Annotated in this window: 25 protein-coding genes; 7 read left to right on the forward strand and 18 right to left on the reverse strand. The window is 50.4% G+C overall.

Translation table 11 applies throughout. From position 1 onward, the window contains the following. Positions 1 to 74: 74 nt before the first annotated feature. The 8 genes from fusA to fkpA all read right to left on the reverse strand — a co-directional run bounded on the left by fusA (position 75) and on the right by fkpA (position 6,123). Complete coding sequence (fusA, locus tag GBAG_RS18605; RefSeq protein ID WP_034499038.1) at positions 75 to 2,189, reverse strand: elongation factor G; 2,115 nt, start codon at positions 2,187 to 2,189, stop codon at positions 75 to 77. Positions 2,190 to 2,282: 93 nt separating this feature from the next. After that, positions 2,283 to 2,753, reverse strand: a complete 471-nt coding sequence (gene rpsG / locus GBAG_RS18610; RefSeq protein WP_034499040.1) for a 30S ribosomal protein S7 — start codon at positions 2,751 to 2,753, stop codon at positions 2,283 to 2,285. A gap of 90 nt (positions 2,754 to 2,843) precedes the next feature. Then, positions 2,844 to 3,218, reverse strand: a complete 375-nt coding sequence (gene rpsL / locus GBAG_RS18615; RefSeq protein WP_003023654.1) for a 30S ribosomal protein S12 — start codon at positions 3,216 to 3,218, stop codon at positions 2,844 to 2,846. Positions 3,219 to 3,344: 126 nt separating this feature from the next. Then, positions 3,345 to 3,632, reverse strand: a complete 288-nt coding sequence (gene tusB / locus GBAG_RS18620; protein WP_034499042.1) for a sulfurtransferase complex subunit TusB — start codon at positions 3,630 to 3,632, stop codon at positions 3,345 to 3,347. A gap of 6 nt (positions 3,633 to 3,638) precedes the next feature. After that, the gene (tusC, locus tag GBAG_RS18625) at positions 3,639 to 3,998 is read right to left on the reverse strand and encodes a sulfurtransferase complex subunit TusC (protein WP_034499045.1); all 360 of its coding nucleotides are present in this window, start codon (positions 3,996 to 3,998) and stop codon (positions 3,639 to 3,641) included. Further along, a complete protein-coding gene (gene tusD, locus GBAG_RS18630; protein WP_034499047.1) occupies positions 3,998 to 4,384 on the reverse strand; it encodes a sulfurtransferase complex subunit TusD in 387 nt (128 codons plus the stop codon). Before tusD ends, tusC begins: the two co-directional genes overlap by 1 nt. Then, the gene (locus GBAG_RS18635) at positions 4,384 to 5,106 is read right to left on the reverse strand and encodes a helix-turn-helix transcriptional regulator (protein ID WP_034460202.1); all 723 of its coding nucleotides are present in this window, start codon (positions 5,104 to 5,106) and stop codon (positions 4,384 to 4,386) included. Before GBAG_RS18635 ends, tusD begins: the two co-directional genes overlap by 1 nt. Before the next feature lie 177 nt (positions 5,107 to 5,283). Beyond that, a complete protein-coding gene (gene fkpA, locus GBAG_RS18640; protein WP_034499049.1) occupies positions 5,284 to 6,123 on the reverse strand; it encodes an FKBP-type peptidyl-prolyl cis-trans isomerase in 840 nt (279 codons plus the stop codon). Between the two features lie 227 nt (positions 6,124 to 6,350). Between fkpA and GBAG_RS18645 the strand changes: the two genes are divergently transcribed. Beyond that, complete coding sequence (locus GBAG_RS18645; RefSeq protein WP_034460204.1) at positions 6,351 to 6,569, forward strand: protein SlyX; 219 nt, start codon at positions 6,351 to 6,353, stop codon at positions 6,567 to 6,569. Between the two features lie 65 nt (positions 6,570 to 6,634). Here the strand turns inward: GBAG_RS18645 and slyD are convergent, their stop codons facing one another. The 4 genes from slyD to kefG form a co-directional block, all read right to left on the reverse strand. Continuing rightward, positions 6,635 to 7,219 carry a peptidylprolyl isomerase gene (gene slyD, locus GBAG_RS18650; RefSeq protein ID WP_034499051.1) on the reverse strand — a complete coding sequence of 195 codons (585 nt, stop codon included), beginning with the start codon at positions 7,217 to 7,219 and terminating at the stop codon, positions 6,635 to 6,637. Between the two features lie 98 nt (positions 7,220 to 7,317). Then, positions 7,318 to 7,518: a YheV family putative zinc ribbon protein gene (locus GBAG_RS18655; RefSeq protein ID WP_034499052.1), complete on the reverse strand. Its 201-nt coding sequence runs from the start codon at positions 7,516 to 7,518 to the stop codon at positions 7,318 to 7,320. A gap of 14 nt (positions 7,519 to 7,532) precedes the next feature. After that, complete coding sequence (gene kefB, locus GBAG_RS18660) at positions 7,533 to 9,341, reverse strand: glutathione-regulated potassium-efflux system protein KefB (RefSeq protein WP_034499054.1); 1,809 nt, start codon at positions 9,339 to 9,341, stop codon at positions 7,533 to 7,535. Beyond that, positions 9,341 to 9,892: a glutathione-regulated potassium-efflux system ancillary protein KefG gene (kefG, locus tag GBAG_RS18665; RefSeq protein WP_034499057.1), complete on the reverse strand. Its 552-nt coding sequence runs from the start codon at positions 9,890 to 9,892 to the stop codon at positions 9,341 to 9,343. Before kefG ends, kefB begins: the two co-directional genes overlap by 1 nt. 125 nt (positions 9,893 to 10,017) lie before the next feature. Here kefG and GBAG_RS18670 point away from each other — a divergent pair, with 125 nt between their 5' ends. Next, a complete protein-coding gene (locus GBAG_RS18670; protein WP_034499059.1) occupies positions 10,018 to 11,922 on the forward strand; it encodes an ABC transporter ATP-binding protein in 1,905 nt (634 codons plus the stop codon). Between the two features lie 47 nt (positions 11,923 to 11,969). On the opposite strand, the gene GBAG_RS18675 is transcribed toward GBAG_RS18670, so the two are convergent. Continuing rightward, positions 11,970 to 12,569, reverse strand: a complete 600-nt coding sequence (locus tag GBAG_RS18675) for a LysE family translocator (RefSeq protein ID WP_034499061.1) — start codon at positions 12,567 to 12,569, stop codon at positions 11,970 to 11,972. Positions 12,570 to 12,630: 61 nt separating this feature from the next. On the opposite strand from GBAG_RS18675, the gene GBAG_RS18680 reads away from it, so the two are divergent. From GBAG_RS18680 to GBAG_RS18690, 3 genes are all read left to right on the forward strand, one after another. Further along, on the forward strand, positions 12,631 to 13,647 hold the full coding sequence (locus tag GBAG_RS18680) for a hydrolase (protein WP_034499064.1): 1,017 nt from the start codon (positions 12,631 to 12,633) through the stop codon (positions 13,645 to 13,647). A 1-nt stretch (position 13,648) separates the two neighbouring features. Beyond that, the gene (locus GBAG_RS18685) at positions 13,649 to 13,867 is read left to right on the forward strand and encodes a YheU family protein (RefSeq protein WP_034460225.1); all 219 of its coding nucleotides are present in this window, start codon (positions 13,649 to 13,651) and stop codon (positions 13,865 to 13,867) included. A gap of 72 nt (positions 13,868 to 13,939) precedes the next feature. Next, positions 13,940 to 14,812 carry a phosphoribulokinase gene (locus GBAG_RS18690; protein WP_034499065.1) on the forward strand — a complete coding sequence of 291 codons (873 nt, stop codon included), beginning with the start codon at positions 13,940 to 13,942 and terminating at the stop codon, positions 14,810 to 14,812. A 30-nt stretch (positions 14,813 to 14,842) separates the two neighbouring features. On the opposite strand, the gene GBAG_RS18695 is transcribed toward GBAG_RS18690, so the two are convergent. Then, complete coding sequence (locus GBAG_RS18695) at positions 14,843 to 15,247, reverse strand: OsmC family protein (RefSeq protein ID WP_034499068.1); 405 nt, start codon at positions 15,245 to 15,247, stop codon at positions 14,843 to 14,845. Between the two features lie 315 nt (positions 15,248 to 15,562). Between GBAG_RS18695 and crp the strand changes: the two genes are divergently transcribed. Together crp and GBAG_RS18710 are read left to right on the forward strand one after the other, a co-directional pair. Continuing rightward, entirely contained in the window at positions 15,563 to 16,195 is a 633-nt protein-coding gene (crp, locus tag GBAG_RS18705) for a cAMP-activated global transcriptional regulator CRP (RefSeq protein WP_034499073.1), read from the forward strand. A gap of 190 nt (positions 16,196 to 16,385) precedes the next feature. Continuing rightward, positions 16,386 to 18,470, forward strand: a complete 2,085-nt coding sequence (locus tag GBAG_RS18710; RefSeq protein ID WP_034499075.1) for a YccS/YhfK family putative transporter — start codon at positions 16,386 to 16,388, stop codon at positions 18,468 to 18,470. 7 nt (positions 18,471 to 18,477) lie between these two features. On the opposite strand, the gene argD is transcribed toward GBAG_RS18710, so the two are convergent. From argD to ppiA, 4 genes are all read right to left on the reverse strand, one after another. Further along, positions 18,478 to 19,698, reverse strand: a complete 1,221-nt coding sequence (gene argD, locus GBAG_RS18715) for a bifunctional acetylornithine/succinyldiaminopimelate transaminase (protein ID WP_156104911.1) — start codon at positions 19,696 to 19,698, stop codon at positions 18,478 to 18,480. Positions 19,699 to 19,785: 87 nt separating this feature from the next. After that, entirely contained in the window at positions 19,786 to 20,349 is a 564-nt protein-coding gene (gene pabA / locus GBAG_RS18720; RefSeq protein WP_034499081.1) for an aminodeoxychorismate synthase component 2, read from the reverse strand. A 33-nt stretch (positions 20,350 to 20,382) separates the two neighbouring features. After that, positions 20,383 to 20,985: a putative adenosine monophosphate-protein transferase Fic gene (locus GBAG_RS18725; RefSeq protein WP_034499084.1), complete on the reverse strand. Its 603-nt coding sequence runs from the start codon at positions 20,983 to 20,985 to the stop codon at positions 20,383 to 20,385. Positions 20,986 to 21,095: 110 nt separating this feature from the next. Continuing rightward, entirely contained in the window at positions 21,096 to 21,668 is a 573-nt protein-coding gene (ppiA, locus tag GBAG_RS18730) for a peptidylprolyl isomerase A (protein WP_034499086.1), read from the reverse strand. Positions 21,669 to 21,719 lie beyond the last annotated feature (51 nt).

Raw genomic sequence — 21,719 nt, forward strand, 5'->3', positions numbered from 1 at the left:
CGGCTATATTCCTTACTGTTGCGCTCTCCCCTTCTGGAGAGAGCACGGGATCAATGTTTTTTAAAACCCGGGGCTTATTTACCGCGAGCTTCGATTACGGCCTGAGCTACGTTGTTTGGCGCGTCATCATACTTCAGGAATTCCATGGAGTAAGATGCACGACCTTTGGTCAGTGAACGCAGTTGAGTTGCGTAACCGAACATTTCAGACAACGGAACTTCAGCGTGAATCTGAACGCCAGTAGCGTTAGATTCTTGACCTTTCAGCTGACCACGACGACGGCTAAGGTCACCGATAACGTCACCGGTGTTCTCTTCCGGAGTTTCAACTTCAACCTTCATGATAGGCTCAAGCAGAACTGGTTTCGCTTTCTTAAAGCCATCTTTGAAGGCAATAGAAGCGGCCAGTTTAAACGCCAGTTCAGAGGAGTCAACGTCGTGGTAAGAACCGAAGTGCAGACGCACGCCGAGATCTACTACTGGGTAACCCGCCAGAGGACCAGACTTCAGCTGCTCCTGGATACCTTTATCAACAGCAGGGATGTATTCCGTTGGGATCACACCACCTTTGATGTCGTTGACGAACTCGTAACCTTTCGGATTCGAGCCCGGCTCCAGTGGGTACATGTCGATAACAACATGACCGTACTGACCACGACCACCAGACTGCTTAGCGTGTTTACCTTCAACATCGGTAACTTTCGCGCGAATCGCTTCACGGTAAGCAACCTGAGGTTTACCAACGTTAGCTTCAACGTTGAATTCACGCTTCATACGGTCAACGATGATGTCGAGGTGAAGCTCACCCATACCAGCGATGATAGTCTGGTTGGTTTCTTCATCAGTCCATACGCGGAATGATGGATCTTCTTTAGCCAGACGACCCAGAGCCAGACCCATTTTTTCCTGGTCAGCTTTGGTTTTTGGTTCAACTGCGATCGAAATTACTGGCTCAGGGAATTCCATGCGCTCCAGAATGATCACATTGTCCTGGTCACACAGGGTATCACCGGTTGTCACTTCTTTCAGACCGATAGCTGCAGCGATGTCGCCCGCGCGAACTTCTTTGATCTCTTCACGTTTGTTAGCGTGCATCTGTACGATACGGCCCAGACGCTCACGTGCTGATTTCACCGGGTTGAACACGGTGTCACCAGAGTTAACAACGCCAGAGTAAACGCGGAAGAAGGTCAGGTTACCAACAAACGGGTCAGTTGCGATTTTGAACGCCAGAGCAGCAAACGGCTCGTTGTCGTCAGAGTGACGAACAGCCGGAGTGTCTTTACCGTCGTCCAGCATACCGTTAATCGCAGTAACGTCAGTTGGAGCTGGCAGGTATTCAACTACCGCATCCAGCATCGCCTGAACACCTTTGTTCTTAAATGCAGAACCACAGGTAACCAAGATAATTTCGTTGTTCAGTACGCGCTTACGCAGAGAAGTTTTGATCTCTTCTTCAGTCAGCTCTTCGCCACCAAAGAATTTCTCCATCAGTTCGTCAGAACCTTCAGCAGCGGCTTCAACCAGTTTCTGGCGCCATTCTTCGGCCAGTTCCTGCATATCAGCTGGGATCTCTTCGTATTCGAAGGTCACGCCCTGATCGGCTTCGTTCCAGTTGATGGCTTTCATTTTCACCAGGTCAACAACACCGGTGAATTTCTCTTCCGCGCCGATAGCCAATTGCAGAGGCACCGGAGTTGCGCCCAGACGTTTTTCAATCTGATCAACAACTTTCAGGAAGTTAGCACCCATACGGTCCATTTTGTTAACGAACGCGATACGTGGAACTTTATATTTGTTTGCCTGACGCCATACGGTCTCAGACTGTGGCTGAACACCACCAACAGCACAGTAAACCATTACCGCACCATCAAGAACACGCATGGAACGTTCAACTTCGATGGTGAAGTCAACGTGCCCTGGGGTGTCGATGATGTTGATGTGGTGTGGTTCGAACTGTTTGGCCATACCAGACCAGAAACAGGTGGTCGCAGCAGACGTGATGGTAATACCACGTTCCTGCTCCTGCTCCATCCAGTCCATAGTGGCTGCGCCATCATGAACTTCACCGATTTTGTGGTTTACACCGGTGTAGAACAGAACACGTTCGGTAGTAGTTGTCTTACCGGCGTCGATGTGAGCACTGATACCAATGTTACGGTAACGCTCAATGGGTGTTTTACGAGCCATTTGATTCCTCTATATCCTAGGACGTTCATTTAAGTAACCCAAAGCGGGCAGCTCACATGAAGCGCCCGCTTGGTGACTAACACTCCGAAGGGATTACCAACGGTAGTGAGCGAACGCCTTGTTGGCTTCAGCCATACGGTGAACGTCTTCACGTTTCTTAACTGCAGTACCTTTGTTCTCTGCAGCATCAGAAAGTTCGTTCGCCAGGCGAAGAGCCATGGATTTATCACCGCGTTTACGAGCAGCTTCTACGATCCAACGCATTGCCAGAGCATTACGACGAACCGGACGTACTTCTACTGGAACCTGATAAGTAGAACCACCAACACGGCGGGACTTAACTTCGACAGTCGGACGAACGTTGTCCAGAGCGACTTCGAAAGCTTCCAGTGCTTGTTTACCAGAACGCTGAGCCAGGGTCTCCAGCGCGGTATACACGATAGATTCAGCAGTAGATTTCTTACCATCTACCATCAGAATGTTTACAAATTTGGCCAGCAACTCTGATCCGAACTTAGGATCTGGAAGAATTTTACGTTGACCAATGACGCGACGACGTGGCATGGGAATACTCCGTTGTTAATTCAGGGTTGTCCAAAACTCTATTGAGTTTGACATTTATTTAAAACGTTTGGCCTTACTTAACGGAAACCATTAAGCCTTAGGACGTTTCACGCCATACTTGGAACGAGATTGCTTACGGTCTTTAACGCCGGAGCAGTCAAGTGCACCACGAACGGTGTGGTAACGAACACCTGGCAAGTCTTTTACACGACCACCACGGATCAGGATCACTGAGTGTTCCTGCAGGTTGTGACCTTCACCGCCGATGTAGGAGGTAACTTCAAAACCGTTAGTCAAACGCACACGGCATACTTTACGCAGTGCGGAGTTTGGTTTCTTAGGAGTGGTAGTATATACACGAGTACATACGCCACGTTTCTGCGGGCAGGCTTCCAGCGCTGGCACGTTGCTTTTTGCAACTTTGCGAGCGCGTGGTTTGCGAACCAGCTGGTTAACTGTTGCCATTAAATAGCTCCTGGTTTTAGCTTTTGCTTCGTAAACACGTAATAAAACGGCCTCATATAATATGAGGACGCAGAATTTTAGGGCTGAGCCGAAAAGGTGTCAAGAAATATACAACAATCCTGGATTTTACCAGGTAATCTGCTGTTCGTGTTTAACTGTCAATCCGACGAAATCAGTATAGCTGACCTTGCCTATGCCGTTCGAAATTTGAGCAGTTAAGCCACGAGCCTCGATATCTTCGTGCAGCGCGTAAATAGAAATGGGGGCGGACAGCAGCAAATCAAGGGCTTTGGTCCCTGACAACGCAGCGATGACCGCATCTTGTAGCAATAAAACATCGTCGCCAGGCTTCACACAGCGCAGCAACGCTTCAAGATCTGTTTGAAAAGGTGAGTGTTGTAAAATATGCAGCATGTCGCCTCAGAAAGTCAGAACTACATCAAACTGATGCAGCATTTCGCTCAGCGCCTCTGGTTCAAGAGGTTTTACATCAAGCACCCAGGTACCTTCTGGAGACAATCCTCTCTCGCGAAGGGAGTCTGCACAGATATAACACTGTTCTATGTCGTACAGCGGCAGTACGCGAAAAGTTGCGATGTAATCTCTTGCGAGGACAAGTCCCGGCTGTTGGCCCGGAATCAATTGCAATACGCCATCACCAATGAAAAATACACCGATGTCTTCGCTTAGCGCAGATGTCGCCAGCAAAGCATCCAACCCTTCCCGGCCAGCAGCGCTTCCATGAGGCGGTGTCTTAAATATAAATGCCACACGCTTCATCAGAATTGCACCGTTCTATCACAGGTCAGAGATGCTTGTGCCAAAGCGCCCAGTCCACTCAGCGTGAAACCAGACTGCAAATTATGGCACGGTAAACCGAATTGAATCGCTTGTTCTTCGTCTGTCACGCCGCGGCGTAACGCGGCAGCCACGCAAATATGCAGCTCGACTCCATGCTCTTGATGTAGATGTTGCCAGGCGCGCACTAAATCAAATTCATCGCTTGCAGGAGAGGTCAGCTGATTCGCGTTATAAACACCTTCTCGGTAGAAGAACACACTTTCCAACGTATGCCCCTGGCCGATAACAGCCCGTGAAAACTGCAACGCACTACTCGCTTGCTGCGTGCCATAAGCCGGCCCTGTCACCAGGATGGCAAAACGCATTATTTATCCTGCCCCTGGAAATCACCGTTTTTGAATTGACGGATGTAGAGATACACCGTGTGTTTAGAAATATTCAAACGGTCGGCAACCTGGTTGATAGCGTCTTTGATATCAAAGATGCCTTTCTCGTAAAGATTAAGGACAATCTGTCGATTCTTGGCGTTGTTGGACACATTACGATCGGCATTCACTTCTTCAATCGTGAATTCCAGCGCCTGCATAACCAAATCTTCTACGGAGGAAGCGAAGTTCACGGAAGAAGCCACTTCTGGCGTTTCCGGCGGAATAAACGTCGACATAATTTGCGAGAACGGCACATCAAGGTTGATGTTGATGCACAGCAGTCCGATGACTCGCTCATCACGATTACGAATGGCGATAGTCTCTGACTTCATCAGTACGCCGCTTTTTGCGCGTGTGAAATAGCATTTAGAAACGCTACTGTCCGCACCGGTCATATCATGCAGCATTCGTAATGCGAGATCGGTAATTGGCGAGCCAATTTTGCGCCCGGTATGTTCACCATTCGCGATACGGATGGCCGAACATTTTAAATCTTGCAGCGAGTGCAACACAATTTCACAATGAGAACCAATCAGCATCGCTAACCCGTCCACTACCGCTTCGTAGGATTTTAATATTTCAAAGTCGGTTTGTTCAAAAGGACGCTGGTCCAGTAAGTCAAGCTCACTGGTTTCATTGGTTAAAAGCGAATTGGACATTTAAAGATACCACCCTCTACAGAGAGCCTGTCGCGCTTAAATGGTGTCAGGGCAGACTCATACTCGTTGTTGCGCAGTCTGCTAAGGTAATACAGCGTAAGATGCGCTTTCCAGCTTTTATTATACCCTGCCTCAAATAAAAAACCGCCGCCCATGTGGGCGGCGGTTAATCATACCTTACTTGCTCTTAGCTGCTTCAGCTTCTGGAGCAGGAGCGGCATCTGGTTTAGCGTCTGCTTTAGGTGCTGGTTTAATATCCAGCAGCTCAACGTCAAACACCAGCGTGGAGTTAGCAGGGATCCCTGGAACGCCAGTTTTTCCGTATGCTAATTCTGGTGGAATAACCAGTTTGATTTTCCCGCCTTTCTTCAGGTTTTTCAGGCCTTCAGTCCAGCCTGGGATAACACCGTCAAGACGGAAAGACAGCGGCTCGCCACGGGTGTAAGAGTTATCAAACTCTTTACCGTCAATCAGCGTACCTTTGTAGTTCACAACAACAGTGTCGCTATCAGTTGGTGCTTCACCCGTACCAGCTTTGTCGATTTTATACATCAGGCCAGTAGGAGAGGTTTTAACACCTTTCTCTTTTGCGAAAGTATCACGGAAGGCTTTGCCTTTATCCGCGTTTTCTTTAGCGTCTTTTTCCATTTTCGCTTGAGCAGAAGACTTCACGCGAGCTTCAAAAGCTTGCAGAGTCTGCTCGATTTCCTGGTCAGATAATTTGCTCTTGTCAGCAAATGCATCCTGAACACCAGCGATAAGCTGAGTTTTATCAAGAGTGATACCCAGCTTTTCTTGTTCTTTCAGAGAGTTTTCCATATAACGGCCCAGCGAAGCACCTAATGCGTACGCAGATTTCTGGTCGTCATTTTTGAATGCCGTGTTGCTGGCAGCAGCAGGAGCCGCAGCATCTTTAGCGGCAGCAGCCGGGGCAGCAGCCGGGGCAGCGAATGCCGGAGCGCTCAGGGCAACGGCCATCGTGGTCGCCAGTAGCGTTACTTTAAACAGTGATTTCATCCATTTCTCCAGGGCCGGGGCCTCTAACCCCAAGGTTATTATCAACTAAGAGACGTACTATAACGTCGTGGAAGAAATCTACACAATCTCTCCGCGTCTTATCGAGACAAATTCAGACTCTTTTTGTTTAAAGAAGTTTCGTCCAGCGCAAAACGGCACTGTATCGAGCGAGATTTTTCAGTAGAATCGCCGGGAATTGTCCATCCGCAGGCCAGGAGTCATTAGCCATGCAACAAAAATCGACCGAACAACGGCTGGAAGAACTTGAGAGTCGTCTCGCTTTCCAGGAGATTACAATAGAAGAGTTAAATCAGACGGTAACGGCTCACGAATTGGAGATGGTCAAACTGCGCGAGCATTTCCGTTTGTTGGTTGAAAAACTAAAAGCGAGCCAACCTTCGATGGTAGCTTCAGAAGCCGAAGAAACTCCGCCCCCGCATTACTAATTTTACAAAAAGAAAAGGCGTGTCACAGACACGCCTTTTTTATTCTTAACGGCATCCTTAACGGATTAATGGCAACCGCAGCCACCATTACCGCCGCAACCACCTTTACCATGTTCATGGTCGCCGTGATCGTGGCCGTGACCACCGCAGCAGCCATCTTCACCATGGTCGTGGTGATGATCGTGTTCGCCGTGAACGTGACCATGAGCCAGTTCTTCAGCAGTCGCTTCACGAATAGCGATAACTTCTACATTGAAGCTCAGGTTCTGACCTGCCAGCATGTGGTTGCCATCGACAACAACGTGCTCATCTTCAACTGCGGTAATTTCAACAGGTACTGGACCCTGGTCGGTATCAGCCATGAAGCGCATGCCAACTTCCAGCTCATCAACGCCCATGAAGACGTCTTTCGGTACACGCTGAACCAGGTTTTCGTCGTATTGGCCGTAAGCGTCATTTGCGCCAACGTTCACGTCGAAACGATCACCAACAACGTGACCTTCCAGAGCGGTTTCCAGACCAGAAATCAGGGAGCCGTGACCATGCAGATAGTCCAGCGGCGCACTCACCGGAGACTCATCAACCAACACACCGTCTTCTGTACGTACCTGATAAGCCAGGCTGACCACCAGGTCTTTTGCTACTTTCATGATATCTCCTGAGCGAGCGTGAGAAAAAAACTGGCGCCGATTGTAGCGGAATTTAGCGCCGGTGTACCCCTAAGCTTAAAAAAAGCTGGCGCATCTCGCTAGTCCGGATGAAAAATCCCGATCACTTGCTCTTGTTCGCGAGCACGGTCCCGAGGTTGCTTATCCTCTTCACGCATTTGATGACCGCACTTAACACACTCAACAATATCGACATTATTCTCACGCCACATCGCGAGGGAATCCCGCGTCTGGCATTCAGGGCAAACAGCCCCAGCAATAAAACGTTTACGCACCGGCATTGGCTTCACCTTAATTATTCAAAATCGTCCCAACCATCGAACTGCCGACGCTCTTGCTGCATCTCGCGTTCGAAGATTTCCTCTAACTCACGACGCGCTTCCCGAACCCTGGAAATTTGTGCGTTATCGGTATGAATCGGCATTAATTCACGCAGCATGCTCATGTCCAGTCGTCGGAAATGAAGCTGCGCACGATGTGCCTGATGGGGATGCATTCCTAGCGTCATCAACGCCTTACGCCCCAGCTCCAGCGCACTGGAAAACGTCTCACGGGAGAACTGCGTGACGCCAGCCTGCAATAACTCATGCGCCTCCACACGGCCTCTGGCACGCGCCAATATCGCCAGATGTGGAAAGTGTTGTTGACACAAATGAACGACTTTCATCGTGTCTTCCGGTTCATTACAGGTAATCACAATCGACTTTGCCGTCTCAGCGCCCGCCGAACGTAACAACTCAAGTTCGGTGGCATCACCATAATAAACTTTGTAGCCATATTTACGCATCAGGCTCACGGAACTGATATCACGCTCCAGCACCGTAATACGCATTTTGTTCGCCATCAGTAAGCGCCCAATCACCTGCCCGAAACGTCCGAAGCCGACAATAATCACCTGCGGCTGGTCGTCTGCCACGTAGGGCTTTTCATCGTTTTCGTCATCAACAATATTAAACCGTCGCGCAAGAATGGCATCGACACCTTTCATCAACAGCGGTGTGGTCATCATCGATAACGTAACGGTCACAAGCAGCAGCGGCATCTGGTCACCGCTGAACAGCTTTTGTGATGAAGCGGTTGAAAATAGTACGAAAGCAAACTCTCCGCCCTGGCTGAGTACGCCAGAAAACTGCAAACGCTCGGAGCTGCGCAAGCCGAAAAACCATGACAGGCCATACAACACACCGGCTTTCACCGCCACCAGCACTACAACGCCCAGGACAACCCAGAAAAGATGGGTGTAAAGCACGCCAAGGTTTAGTGCCATGCCGACGGAGATAAAGAACAGTCCGAGCAACAATCCTTTAAAAGGATCAATCGCGATTTCCAGTTCGTGCCGGTATTCACTTTCAGCCAATAACACGCCTGCGATGAATGTCCCTAGTGCCATTGAGAAACCCAGCGCATCCATAAATAACGCCGAGCCCAACACTAATAACAGTGCCGCAGCGGTAAAGACTTCCCGCACGCCGGAGCCTGCAATAAAGCGGAACAGAGGCTTTAAAAGGTAACGGCCGCCAATCAACATGCCCGCAAATGCCAGCACTTTGAAGCCGATCTTTATCCAGTCGGTGTGCCCGCCGTCATTACCGGCCAACAGCGGTACCAAAGCAATCGCCGGAATGACGGCTAAATCCTGGAACAACAACACAGAAAATCCGAGCTGGCCGGATTCATTGCGGTTCATGCCTTTATCGCGCATTAACTGCAATGCCATCGCGGTCGAGGACATCGCCAGCCCTATTCCGCCGATGACCGCCGCTTGCCAGGAGAACTGCGTTAGCATCAACAAACCAGCAAGTACCACCGCACTGAGCAATACCTGTGCGGCACCGACACCAAAAATAGAACGCCGGAGCTGCCATAACTTTGAAGGATTAAGCTCCAACCCAATGATAAACATCAGGAACACAACACCCAGTTCCGAGAAGTGTAGGATTTCATCTACGTCACTGATAAACCCTAAACCCCACGGCCCAATGGCGATTCCCGCCAGCAAATAGCCGAGCACCGCGCCAATCCCTAATCGAGCAGCGATAGGGACAGCAACCACTGCTGCAAACAAAAACAGCACTCCCGCCAGCAATACGTCAGAACCTTCCATCAGCGGCCTCCTGGCAGGGTTGGTGATGCCAACCACTCGCCATACGCCTTCGCGTGGCTGGCAAGCTCTTGGGGAGACTGGCGACGCGCCCAATAAACAATCATTGGATTCATCCAGTGCATACGGCACATCGCGGCAGTCAGTTCAAAGGGGCGTAAAATATCGGTCAGTGGGAAGCGATTAAAACCATCATGGCGATAGGCACCTTCTGGTTCCCCGGTGGTTATCACACTACGCCAGTACTTTCCCGCAAGGGCTGTACCTCCAACACCACTGGCAAAGCCACGGCTGAGCACACGATCCAGCCACTCTTTGAGTAACGCCGGGCAGCTATAAGTATAAAGAGGGTGCTGAAAGACGATGACATCGTGCTCTTGCAGCAATGCCTGCTCGCGATAGATATCAATAAAAAAGTCAGGATAGTGCGCATAAAGGTCATGCACAGTGACATTAGCAAGCTTCTGCGCAGGCTGGAGTAAGACGCGGTTTGCGACCGAATCTTGTGACTCCGGATGGGCATATAGCAGCAAAACTTTCGGCGGCTGCGACATCATTACCCTCCAGGGCGTCGTCATAGTCTTTAAATTGGGCTACCATGCAGCCCGACGCGGTGCCGTAAGCATCACGTTACCTTAATATAATGACAATTTAACATACTCTGAACATACGGCGCTTTATGATTGTTTTCTCCTCGTTACAAATTCGTCGCGGCACACGCGTTCTGCTGGATAACGCCACCGCTACCATCAATCCAGGCCAAAAAGTGGGTCTGGTGGGTAAAAACGGCTGCGGTAAATCCACGCTGCTGGCGCTTCTGAAGAACGAGATCAGCGCCGATGGTGGCAGCATGACCTATCCGGGAAACTGGGCGCTGGCTTGGGTAAACCAGGAAACGCCAGCACTGGCAATGCCTGCCATTGAATATGTTATTGATGGCGACCGCGAATTCCGACTGCTTGAAGCGGAGCTGGCAAAAGCCAATGAGCGCAACGATGGCCACGCTATTGCACTGATTCACGGTAAGCTTGATGCAGTAGACGCCTGGACGATTCGCTCCCGCGCTTCAAGTTTGCTGCACGGTTTAGGCTTCAGCAATGAGCAACTCGAACGCCCGGTGAGTGATTTTTCCGGTGGCTGGCGTATGCGTCTGAACCTCGCACAAGCCCTGATTTGCCGTTCCGATTTACTGCTGCTCGATGAACCGACTAACCACCTGGACTTAGATGCGGTTATCTGGCTCGAGCGCTGGTTGAAAAGTTATCAGGGCACGTTAATTCTGATTTCTCACGACCGTGACTTCCTCGACCCGGTGGTCAGTAAAATTATTCACATCGAACAAGAGCAGATGTTTGAGTACACCGGCAACTACTCGTCGTTTGAAGGCCAACGCGCCACTCGCCTGGCGCAACAGCAGTCGATGTATGAAAGCCAGCAGGAGCGTGTCGCGCATCTGCAGGGTTTTATCGACCGTTTTAAAGCGAAAGCCAGCAAGGCAAAACAGGCGCAAAGCCGCGTGAAGATGCTTGAACGCATGGAGCTGATTGCCCCAGCGCACGTTGATAACCCGTTCCATTTCAGCTTCCGTGCTCCGGAAAGCCTGCCAAACCCGCTGCTGCGCATGGAAAAAGTCAGCGCCGGTTATGGGGATCGCGTGATTCTGGATTCCATCAAACTGAATCTGGTTCCTGGTTCACGCATCGGCCTGCTGGGTCGCAACGGTGCCGGTAAATCAACGCTGATAAAATTGTTAGCGGAAGAAATTAAGCCATTACAGGGTGATATCGGCCTGGCAAAAGGTATCAAGCTCGGCTATTTCGCGCAGCATCAGCTCGAATACTTACGCGCTGACGAGTCGCCGTTGCAGCACCTGGCGCGTATTGCACCAAAAGAGCTGGAACAGCAATTGCGTGATTATCTGGGTGGTTTTGGTTTCCGGGGCGACAAAGTCACCGAACAAACCGCGCGTTTCTCCGGCGGTGAAAAAGCGCGACTAGTACTGGCGCTGGTTGTCTGGCAGCGCCCTAACCTGCTGCTGCTCGATGAACCGACCAACCACCTTGATCTCGACATGCGTCAGGCGCTGACCGAAGCGTTGATTGATTTTGAAGGCGCACTGGTAGTGGTTTCGCACGACCGTCACTTGTTGCGTTCGACTACCGATGATTTGTATCTGGTCCACGACGGTAAAGTCGAAGCGTTTGATGGTGACCTGGAAGATTATCAGCAGTGGCTTGTCGATCTGCAAAAGCAGGAAAACCAGCCGCTCGATTCTGCAAAAGATAACGTCAACAGCGCACAGGCTCGTAAAGATCAAAAACGCCGTGAAGCAGAATTGCGCACGCAAACTCAGCCCCTGCGTAAGCAAATCACCACGCTTGAAAAGCAGATGGAAAAGCTGAATGCCCAGCTTGCGCAAGTGGAAGAAAAACTGGCTGACAGCGCTATTTACGACCAAAGTCGTAAAGCAGAAATGACCGAATGTCTGCAAACTCAGGTGAAAGTGAAGTCAGCACTGGAAGAGTGCGAGATGGAATGGCTGGACGCGCATGACAAGTTAGAGCAGATGATGCAGGCCGAGTAACCGTTTGGCCTCAGCCTTATCGAAAACTAAGGATGAGGCCCGCGAACTTAATGCCAAATCAACAGTGCACACGCCGCCGTCAGCAACCCCATAAAGACATTGAAGATTGTCCAGGAGCGGCGGCTGCGCAGCAGTTTGCCGATCATGCTGCCAAACGCAATCCAGATAATACCTGCAACAATGTTAACCAGCGCAATCCCGATACTGATTAACGCCACGGAATGCAGGTACTGAGCACCGGCAAGGCTAAAACTTGCCACTGCACCCAATGCCATCAACCAGGCTTTAGGGTTGATAACCTGAAGTAAACCGCCCTGCCAGAATGGAATAGGAGCCGGAGGCGGCGCATCTGTTTCCAGTTTTTCATAGGTCGCGGTGCCGATTTTCCATGCCAGCCATAATAGGTAAGCACTCCCGGCAATCTTCAGGATAAGGTGCAAAGCAGGATACAAAAGGATTAAGCTACCGACGCCAAAGGCCACCAGCAACAGGATGCATTGCATCCCAAGCATGATGCCAATCATCAACGGAATGGTGCGCATAAAGCCGTAATTGGCGCCGGAAGAAGTCAGTAACATATTGTTTGGGCCGGGTGTAATAGCCGCAACCCAAAGAAAACCAAGCATCGAAAAGAAAAGCGTTTCCATGAAATGGGTGTTCCACACCCGATAAGTTAATTAGCAAACTCAATGAAACTAACAGTGTGATATGGCTACGACAAGTCCCGCAGTATTGAATTTTAATCACGAAGAAGATGAGCAATTTCGTCCGTTGAAGGGTGTGAGTAATCCGCACCTGCAAACCATGCTTCCGCGTTTGATTCGCCGTCGCTTAAATTTCAAACCTCACTGGCAGCGTCTGGATATGCCGGATGGGGATTTTGTCGATCTTGCCTGGAGCGAAGACCCACGCCAGGCAATGCATAAACCACGGTTAGTCGTTTTTCATGGTCTCGAAGGTAGCCTGCACAGCCCATACGCTCACGGTTTAATCGAGGCCGCCAGCAAGCAAGGGTGGCTGGGCGTAGTCATGCATTTCCGTGGATGTAGTGGCGTGCCAAATCGCATGAAACGCATTTATCACTCGGGCGAAACTGAAGACGGAAGCTACTTCTTAAACTGGCTCAGTACCCGTTATGGCAAAGTGCCGACGGCGGCAGTCGGGTTTTCCCTCGGCGGGAACATGCTCGCTTGTTTATTGGCTAAACAAGGTGCTGACTGCACGCTACAGGCCGGTGTCATAGTTTCAGCCCCTCTGATGCTGGAACATTGCAGCGCACATATCGAAAAAGGATTCTCCCGCGTTTATCAGCACTATCTTTTGAATCTGCTGAAGAAAAATGCCGCGCGTAAGCTCAGAAGCTATCCGGGCACTCTACCTGTTGATCTGCGCCAGCTTAAAGGAATGCGCCGCCTGCGTGAGTTTGATGATTTGATCACTTCAAAAATTCACGGCTTTGCTGATGCTCTCGACTATTATCGTCAGTGCAGCGCGATGCCGTTGTTACCGCAAATCAAAACCCGGACGCTAATCATCCACGCCAAAGATGACCCGTTTATGGATCATCATGTGATCCCGGATAAAGCCATATTGCCTGCTAATATCGAATACCAACTTACGCGCTACGGTGGGCATGTTGGGTTTGTTGGTGGGACGTTACGCCGCCCTGAAATGTGGCTTGAGCAACGCATCCCGCAATGGCTGTCTCAATTTTTGGACCAGTAATATGATGATTCCCTGGCAAGACCTGCCTCCCGAAACGCTTGATAATCTGATTGAATCCTTTGTATTACGAGAAGGCACAGATTATGGTGAACAAGAGCGCTCACTTGAGCAAAAGGTGGCTGATGTTAAGCGCCAACTGCAAAGTGGTGAAGCGGTACTGGTATGGTCAGAACTTCATGAAACGGTGAATATCATGGCTCGCGGGCAATTTCGCGGCTAAGCCTGCCTATACTGCATAATACAACTGCCTTCACCCAACCAAACTTGCTACTACCCATGGAGTTGTTGCCTTATGTCAGCCAAACATCCGGTTATTGCCGTAACAGGTTCCAGCGGCGCGGGAACGACCACCACCAGCATTGCCTTCCGTAAAATCTTCCAGCAATTAAACCTACGTGCAGCTGAAGTTGAAGGCGACAGTTTCCATCGTTTCACCCGTCCTGAAATGGATATGGCGATTCGTAAAGCGCGTGACCTTGGCCGTCATATCAGCTACTTCGGGCCGGAAGCCAACGACTTTGGCTTGCTTGAACAAACGTTTATTGAATACGGCAAAACCGGGCAGGGTAAATCACGTAAATATCTTCATACCTATGATGAAGCCGTACCCTGGAATCAGATTCCCGGCACGTTTACTCCGTGGCAGCCGTTACCAGAACCGACTGATGTTTTGTTTTATGAAGGCTTGCATGGCGGAGTCGTTACCCCGCAGCACGACGTCGCCAATGCCGTCGATTTACTGGTTGGCGTAGTGCCGATTGTAAACCTGGAGTGGATTCAAAAACTGGTGCGCGACACCAGCGAGCGCGGTCATTCCCGTGAAGCGGTAATGGATTCCGTCGTGCGTTCGATGGACGATTACATCAACTACATCACGCCGCAATTTTCCCGCACGCACATCAACTTCCAACGCGTACCGACGGTAGATACCTCTAACCCGTTTGCCGCACGCGGTATTCCGTCTTTAGATGAAAGTTTTGTCGTAATTCATTTTCGCGGTCTGGATGATATCGACTTCCCGTATTTGCTCGCCATGCTGCAAGGCTCATTTATTTCCCACATCAATACATTAGTGGTGCCGGGCGGCAAGATGGGACTGGCAATGGAGTTGATCATGACGCCGTTGGTTAAGCGCCTGGCGGAAGGAAGAAATATCAATAATTAGGGCGGCTAAACACCGCCCTTTTACTTCACTCTAGCCTTCAATCACTTCGTAGCTATGGGTGATGTTTACGGCTTTTTCCAGCATCAACGCAACGGAACAGTACTTCTCAGCAGACAAGTCTACCGCACGCGAAACTGCATTATCTTTCAATTCTTTGCCTGTCACAATGAAATGCAGATTGATATGTGTGAACAGACGCGGGGCTTCTTCGCGGCGCTCAGAGGTCAGTTTCACTTCACAATCCGTCACGTTGTAGCGGCCTTTTTGCAAAATAGAAACTACGTCGATTGCGCTACAACCACCAGCGGACATCAGAACCATTTCCATCGGACTGGGTGCTTTATCGCCAGAATTACCGTCCATCAGAATCTGGTGTCCAGAAGCGGACTCCCCAAGGAAGGTTAACCCTTCAACCCACTTCACTCGTGCTTGCATGTTACTTCTCCCGTTGAAAAAAATTGTCTTTCAGAGTACGCAGATTCAGCAAATCTGGCAATGGAAGGCGACCTGCGTCAAGCTGAAACGAGACAATAGGAGACACTTGTCAAAAGCTATGCTAAAACAATCCAGATGCTACATCGATACATTGACGTTATGCATGTATGCAGAGGACATCACTAATTACAGGCAGCAAGAATGACTTGCATGCCATCTCCCCAAGGTGGGGAATATTCTAATACTTGCAACGCCAGACAGGATGTTTAGCGTCCTGTCGTTGGTAGCCAGTTATAAAACAGAGGATAACCGCGCATGGTGCTTGGCAAACCGCAAACAGACCCGACTCTCGAATGGTTCTTGTCCCATTGCCACATTCATAAGTATCCATCGAAGAGCACACTGATTCACCAGGGTGAAAAGGCTGAGACGCTGTATTACATCGTCAAGGGTTCTGTGGCTGTTCTGATCAAAGATGAAGAGGGCAAGGAAATGATCCTCTCCTATCTGAATCAGGGCGATTTCATTGGCGAGTTAGGGCTGTTCGAAGAAGGTCAGGAACGTAGTGCTTGGGTTCGTGCTAAAAGTGCCTGCGAAGTGGCTGAAATTTCATATAAAAAATTCCGCCAGCTGATTCAGGTCAATCCAGATATCCTGATGCGCCTGTCTTCACAGATGGCTAGTCGTCTGCAAGTTACATCTGAGAAAGTGGGTAACCTGGCATTCCTGGATGTGACTGGTCGTATCGCGCAGACACTGCTGAACCTGGCTAAACAGCCTGATGCAATGACCCACCCGGACGGTATGCAGATAAAAATTACCCGTCAGGAAATCGGTCAGATCGTGGGTTGCTCTCGCGAAACCGTTGGTCGTATCTTGAAAATGCTGGAAGATCAAAATCTGATCTCTGCTCACGGTAAAACGATCGTCGTTTACGGCACTCGTTAATCTCCGTCTCAAAAATGGCGTGTTGCTTCATAACACGCCTTTTTTGTCTCTAAAAAACTAAATCCGAAACCCGATTAATTGAAGTTGCAGCAAGGCAGCAAGTGAGTTCATCCCGATGAGCTTACTCAAGTAAGTGATTCGGGTGAATGAACGCAGCTAACGCCGCTGCAGCTTTAAGTAAGAAGGGTTTATGTGGCGAAGACTGATCTACCATCCTGAAGTTAACTACGCACTGCGGCAAACGCTGGTGCTGTGCCTTCCGGTGGCAGTAGGTTTGCTCTTTGGCAATCTCCAGTCCGGCCTGCTTTTCTCTTTAGTCCCTGCCTGCTGCAACATTGCAGGGCTTGATACTCCCCATAAACGCTTCTTCAAACGCCTGATCGTCGGCGGTAGCCTGTTTGCCGTCAGCAGTTTGATCATGCAGCTTTTATTGCTTTATACCTCCGTGCCGTTGCCGGTGATATTGGCCGTAATGGCGCTATTGTTGGGCGTCACCGCCGAAATCAGCTCCCTGCACGCTCGTCTGCTTCCCGCCTCACTCATTGCCGCCATCTTTACACTCAGCATGGCGGGGAATATGCCCATCTGGAAGCCAATGCTGCTGTATGTCAGCGGTACAATTTGGTACGGCGTGTTTAACTGGTTTTGGTTCTGGATGTGGCGCGAGCAGCCACTGCGCGAATCATTAAGCCTGCTCTATCGCCAACTGGCGGATTACTGCGAAGCCAAATATGGCATGCTAACGCAGCATACCGACCCTGAAAAAGCGCTGCCTCCGCTGCTGGCGCGTCAACAAAAAGCCGTTGATTTAATCACTATTTGCTACCAGCAATTACACATGCTGGCGGCGAATCAGCAAAACGGCTACAAGCGATTACTGCGCGCGTTTCAGGTCGCTCTGGATTTACAAGAACACATTTCCGTCAGCCTTCACCAACCTGCCGAAGTGCAAAAGCTGGTTGAGAAAAGCCACGCTGAAGCCGTAATTCGCTGGAACGCGCAGACCATTGCGGCGCGTTTACGCGTGCTGGCTGACGACATTCTTTATCATCGGTTCCCGCAGCGTTTCACGATGGATAAACAGATTGATGCCCTTGAGAAAATCGCGCGTCAAAATCCGGATAATCCTGTTGGGCAATTTTGTCATTATCACTTCAGTCGGATTGGCCGTGTTTTACGCACCCAGCGCCCGTTGTATATCCGTGATTTGATGGAAGACCGGCAGCGTCGTTTGCCACTTTGGGCAGCACTGAAAAGCTATTTATCTTTGAAATCCGCCGCGCTGCGTAACGCCGCCAGATTAGGTGTAATGCTGACCATCGCCAGTATTTTGGGGGGATTTTTACATCTGCCTAAACCCTACTGGATTTTGATGACGGTAATGTTTGTGACGCAAAACGGCTATGGCGCGACCCGGGTGAGAATTCTTCACCGGTCGGCAGGCACCATTGCAGGTTTGGCGATAGCGGGCATCGCGCTGCACTTCCACTTTCCGCAAGATATCGCGCTGGCCGCGATGTTGATCATTACGCTGGTCAGCTATTTGTTCATTCGTAAGAGTTACGGCTGGGCGACAATTGGCTTTACCGTCACGGCGGTTTACACCCTGCAACTGATCACCCTCAGCGCCGAGCAGTACATCGTTCCGCGCTTAATAGATACGCTGCTCGGCTGCCTGATTGCCTTTGGCGGCATGGTGTGGCTGTGGCCACAGTGGCAAAGTGGTTTGCTGCGCCAGAACGCCCACGATGCTCTGGAGCGCGATCAGGATGCGATTCGCCTGATTCTGAGCAGTGACCCGGAACCCACCCCGCTGGCGTATTCGCGAATGAGGGTCAACCAGGCGCACAATGCTTTATTCAACTCGCTCAACCAGGCGATGCAGGAACCTGGATTTAACTCGCACTATCTTGCCGATATGAAACTGTGGGTGACGCACAGCCAGTTTATCGTCGAACACATCAATGCGATGACCACACTCGCCCGCGAGCACAACATGTTGACGCCGGATCTCGCCCAGCGTTATTTGCAATCGTGTGAAATTGCGCTGCAACGATGCCAGCAGCGGCTTCAATATGATGGGCCAGGGGAAACCAATGATGCGAATATTCTCGACCCGCTTGAAGGGCTTCCGAGCGGGCCGCTAAGTACCATGGAACAACATTTACAGCGGGTGTTGGGCCACCTCAGCACCATGCATACCATTTCTTCGGTTGCATGGCGCCAGCGGCCACATCACGGTATCTGGCTGAACCGCTTACGGCGCTCAAATTGACGGGCGATTAAGCCTTAACGACTTTTGCGACCGCTTTGGCAAAGCGCGACATACCGTCTTCGATATCAGCATCTTCAACAATTAACGCTGGGGCAAAACGCATGACGTCTGGCCCCGCGTTCAAGACCATCACGCCCGCTTCTGCCGCCGCATACAGGAACTCCCGGGCACGGCCTTTATAGTGAGGTTTCAGTTCAGCGCCAATCAATAAGCCCATGCCACGAATGTCGGTGAACACGTCGAATTGCTCGTCGATTTGCTGCAAATGCTTAACGAACTGCTGGCGCTTCGTCGCAACGCCTTTCAAAACCTCAGGCGTATTGATGATGTCAAACGCCGCACCCGCAACGGCACATGCCAGCGGGTTTCCGCCGTAGGTTGAACCATGAGTGCCAACATGGAACGCAGAAGCAATTTCCTGAGTCGTCAGCATGACGCTGACCGGGAAGCCACCGCCGAGTGCCTTCGCGCTGGTCAGAATATCTGGCGTCACGCCGTAATGCATGTACGCAAACAACTCGCCGATACGCCCCATCCCGCACTGCACTTCATCGAATACCAGCAACGCTTTATGCTCATCGCACAACTCGCGCAAGCCTTGCAGGAATTCTGGGGTTGCCGCCGTTACACCGCCCTCGCCCTGAATCGGCTCGACCACGACCGCACAAGTATGGTCATCCATCACTGCTTTCACTGCATGCAAGTCGTTAAACGGCACATGAATAATATCGGCAGGCTTCGGGCCAAAGCCGTCGGAATACTTCGGCTGGCCGCCAACAGAAACGGTAAACAGCGAACGGCCGTGGAAGGCATTATGGAAGGCAATAATTTTGGTTTTATACGGACTATGGCGCGTAGAAGCGTAGTAACGTGCCAGTTTGAAGGCGGTTTCGTTGGCTTCGGTACCAGAGTTCATAAACAGTACGCGTTCAGCAAAAGTAGCATCAATCAGCTTGCGGCCCAGGCGCAACGCGGGTTCATTGGTGAAAACGTTGCTGGTATGCCATAGCGTTTCGCCCTGACTTTTTAACGCTTCCACTAACGCCGGGTGGCAATGACCTAATGCCGTGACGGCAATCCCGCCGGCGAAATCAACGTACTCTTTACCTTGTTGATCCCAAACACGACTGCCTTTGCCTTTAACCGGGATAAACTCCGCCGGTGCATAAATCGGCAAAATCACTTCATCAAAAGTAGCGCGGGTAATTGCTGATTGTTCTGTTGCCATTAATTGCCATCCCATTTTTACGCAAGAACAGACATGAAAATATAATCATGAAATATGCATAAAAAATCATTATCTGGCAATAAAAAATCAACGTTTAAGGAAATTGGCTAATAGCTGGTGCCCCTGCTCACTGAGAATGCTTTCTGGGTGAAACTGCACCCCTTCCAGCTCAAATTCGCGGTGACGGATCCCCATAATCTCTTGCTTATCCGTCCAGGCGGTCACGTCAAAGCAGTCGGGTAATGTTGCAGGGTCGATAACCAAAGAGTGATAGCGCGTGACGGTAAGGGGATTATTCAGGCCGTTGAATACACCAGAATTGTTATGCGTAATAGCGGATGTTTTTCCATGCATCACTTTTTCGGCACGCACAATCGTCGCACCAAACGCCTGGGCAATCGCCTGGTGACCAAGACATACCCCGAGAATCGGTAACTGTCCGGCAAAATGCGTAATCGCCGCAAGAGAAATCCCTGCTTCGGTGGGCGTGCAGGGGCCTGGCGAGATAACCAACTTTTCTGGGACTAACGCGCTGATATCAGAAAGGGTCAGCTCATCGTTACGTTTCACCACCACTTCTGCACCTAATTCGCAAAAGTACTGATAAAGGTTCCAGGTGAATGAGTCGTAGTTGTCGATAAGCAGTAGCATCGCGGCTCCAGGGTAAAAAAGAACCGCGCTATTCTATTCGCTTTCGCGCGCTTCGCTCACCACTTTAGTGAAAATCTCATTGAGCAACGTCAAATCACCCAATGCCCCGGCCTGATTCGCCGTTGCCCATGCTTCAGGCGAGACGTCTTTCCAATCGAGGATGTAACCAGCGTGAATCGCTAACTGCTCGAAGAACACGCGCTGCGCCCGACCACTGCCAACAAAAAACGGATGAAGGACGTTAATTTCACAATAGTAATGCGACAGGCGCTGAACGAACTCATTTCTGGTAAGTCCGACCAGATAATGCTCGTCCTCCATTTCTTGCATCAGATCGTTGCCTTCATTTTCGATGTACTCGAAATGGCAGAACTGTATCTCCCCTTTGGAAATATCAACATCTCGTAGCTCGCCTGCCCAGTCGAAAACATCCTGAAAAAGCTGCTGATGGATGGCACACAACCAGGGTAATCCGCGATGCAACGGGCCAAGTTCAATCGTTTCTACACGCTGCGCGATAATCTCATCTTGCGCATGAGGCTCAAGGATATCCAGCCGGGAACTGGCCTGAAACGAACGGCTGCGCAATTGCTGCCAAAGGCGGGACTTTTGTTTATCGGTCAGTTTCTTTGCCATGATGCCTCCCTAACGTAACGACCCATGCTTGCCACAAGTATAAGCAGCAATCGGGGGAAGTGCAGGAAGGAAGTCAATGCGCGGGTGGAGGAAACCCGCGCAGGAATTTTTTACGGCAGGACTTTCGCGGAGAGGATAACTACAGGTTTTGACGGCACATTTTGGTATGGGCCAACATCATGAGTTTGTACCTGCGAGATTTTATCGGCAACGTCCATCCCTTTCACAACTTTACCAAATACCGCGTAACCAAAGTCGCGCTGGCCGTGATCGAGGAAAGCGTTATCTGCCACATTCAGGAAGAACTGGCTGGTCGCGCTGTCTTTATCGGCGGTACGGGCCATAGAAATGGTACCGCGAGTATTACGCAAGCCGTTATCGGCTTCGTTTTTAATCGGTGGGTTTGGCTGCTTCTGATTCATATCTGCCGTGAAGCCGCCGCCCTGGAGCATGAAGCCCGGGATCACGCGATGGAAAATGGTGTTGTTGTAGAAGCCGCTGTTAACGTAATCCACAAAGTTTTTCACAGAAACTGGGGCTTTCTGGCTATTTAACTCAAGCTCAATTTCACCTGCTGAAGTCGTCAACAGGACGTGTGGGTCACCTTTAGCAGCAAGTGCCGCAGGAGAGAGAGCGGAAAGAGCAAACACAGTTGCTACAGCCGCCAAAGTCGATTTGAGCATGAATAATTCCTTACGAATGCAGTGAATGAAGCAAGTTGCTAGATTGTAAAG

It is taken from the genome of Buttiauxella agrestis ATCC 33320, from assembly GCF_000735355.1.
GTDB lineage: Bacteria > Pseudomonadota > Gammaproteobacteria > Enterobacterales > Enterobacteriaceae > Buttiauxella > Buttiauxella agrestis.

Coding starts and splice junctions, on each gene's coding strand:
- GBAG_RS18695 (WP_034499068.1), bottom strand. CDS start 15,247: ATGCAAGCACGAGTGAAGTGGGTTGAAGGGTTAACCTTCCTTGGGGAG.
- fusA (WP_034499038.1), bottom strand. CDS start 2,189: ATGGCTCGTAAAACACCCATTGAGCGTTACCGTAACATTGGTATCAGT.
- GBAG_RS18690 (WP_034499065.1), top strand. CDS start 13,940: ATGTCAGCCAAACATCCGGTTATTGCCGTAACAGGTTCCAGCGGCGCG.
- GBAG_RS18635 (WP_034460202.1), bottom strand. CDS start 5,106: ATGTCCAATTCGCTTTTAACCAATGAAACCAGTGAGCTTGACTTACTG.
- tusC (WP_034499045.1), bottom strand. CDS start 3,998: ATGAAGCGTGTGGCATTTATATTTAAGACACCGCCTCATGGAAGCGCT.
- crp (WP_034499073.1), top strand. CDS start 15,563: ATGGTGCTTGGCAAACCGCAAACAGACCCGACTCTCGAATGGTTCTTG.
- GBAG_RS18645 (WP_034460204.1), top strand. CDS start 6,351: ATGCAACAAAAATCGACCGAACAACGGCTGGAAGAACTTGAGAGTCGT.
- GBAG_RS18710 (WP_034499075.1), top strand. CDS start 16,386: ATGTGGCGAAGACTGATCTACCATCCTGAAGTTAACTACGCACTGCGG.
- kefG (WP_034499057.1), bottom strand. CDS start 9,892: ATGTCGCAGCCGCCGAAAGTTTTGCTGCTATATGCCCATCCGGAGTCA.
- ppiA (WP_034499086.1), bottom strand. CDS start 21,668: ATGCTCAAATCGACTTTGGCGGCTGTAGCAACTGTGTTTGCTCTTTCC.
- GBAG_RS18675 (WP_034499061.1), bottom strand. CDS start 12,569: ATGGAAACGCTTTTCTTTTCGATGCTTGGTTTTCTTTGGGTTGCGGCT.
- rpsL (WP_003023654.1), bottom strand. CDS start 3,218: ATGGCAACAGTTAACCAGCTGGTTCGCAAACCACGCGCTCGCAAAGTT.
- pabA (WP_034499081.1), bottom strand. CDS start 20,349: ATGCTACTGCTTATCGACAACTACGACTCATTCACCTGGAACCTTTAT.
- argD (WP_156104911.1), bottom strand. CDS start 19,698: ATGGCAACAGAACAATCAGCAATTACCCGCGCTACTTTTGATGAAGTG.
- tusD (WP_034499047.1), bottom strand. CDS start 4,384: ATGCGTTTTGCCATCCTGGTGACAGGGCCGGCTTATGGCACGCAGCAA.
- GBAG_RS18670 (WP_034499059.1), top strand. CDS start 10,018: ATGATTGTTTTCTCCTCGTTACAAATTCGTCGCGGCACACGCGTTCTG.
- tusB (WP_034499042.1), bottom strand. CDS start 3,632: ATGCTGCATATTTTACAACACTCACCTTTTCAAACAGATCTTGAAGCG.
- slyD (WP_034499051.1), bottom strand. CDS start 7,219: ATGAAAGTAGCAAAAGACCTGGTGGTCAGCCTGGCTTATCAGGTACGT.
- rpsG (WP_034499040.1), bottom strand. CDS start 2,753: ATGCCACGTCGTCGCGTCATTGGTCAACGTAAAATTCTTCCAGATCCT.
- fkpA (WP_034499049.1), bottom strand. CDS start 6,123: ATGAAATCACTGTTTAAAGTAACGCTACTGGCGACCACGATGGCCGTT.
- kefB (WP_034499054.1), bottom strand. CDS start 9,341: ATGGAAGGTTCTGACGTATTGCTGGCGGGAGTGCTGTTTTTGTTTGCA.
- GBAG_RS18725 (WP_034499084.1), bottom strand. CDS start 20,985: ATGGCAAAGAAACTGACCGATAAACAAAAGTCCCGCCTTTGGCAGCAA.
- GBAG_RS18685 (WP_034460225.1), top strand. CDS start 13,649: ATGATGATTCCCTGGCAAGACCTGCCTCCCGAAACGCTTGATAATCTG.
- GBAG_RS18655 (WP_034499052.1), bottom strand. CDS start 7,518: ATGCCGGTGCGTAAACGTTTTATTGCTGGGGCTGTTTGCCCTGAATGC.
- GBAG_RS18680 (WP_034499064.1), top strand. CDS start 12,631: ATGGCTACGACAAGTCCCGCAGTATTGAATTTTAATCACGAAGAAGAT.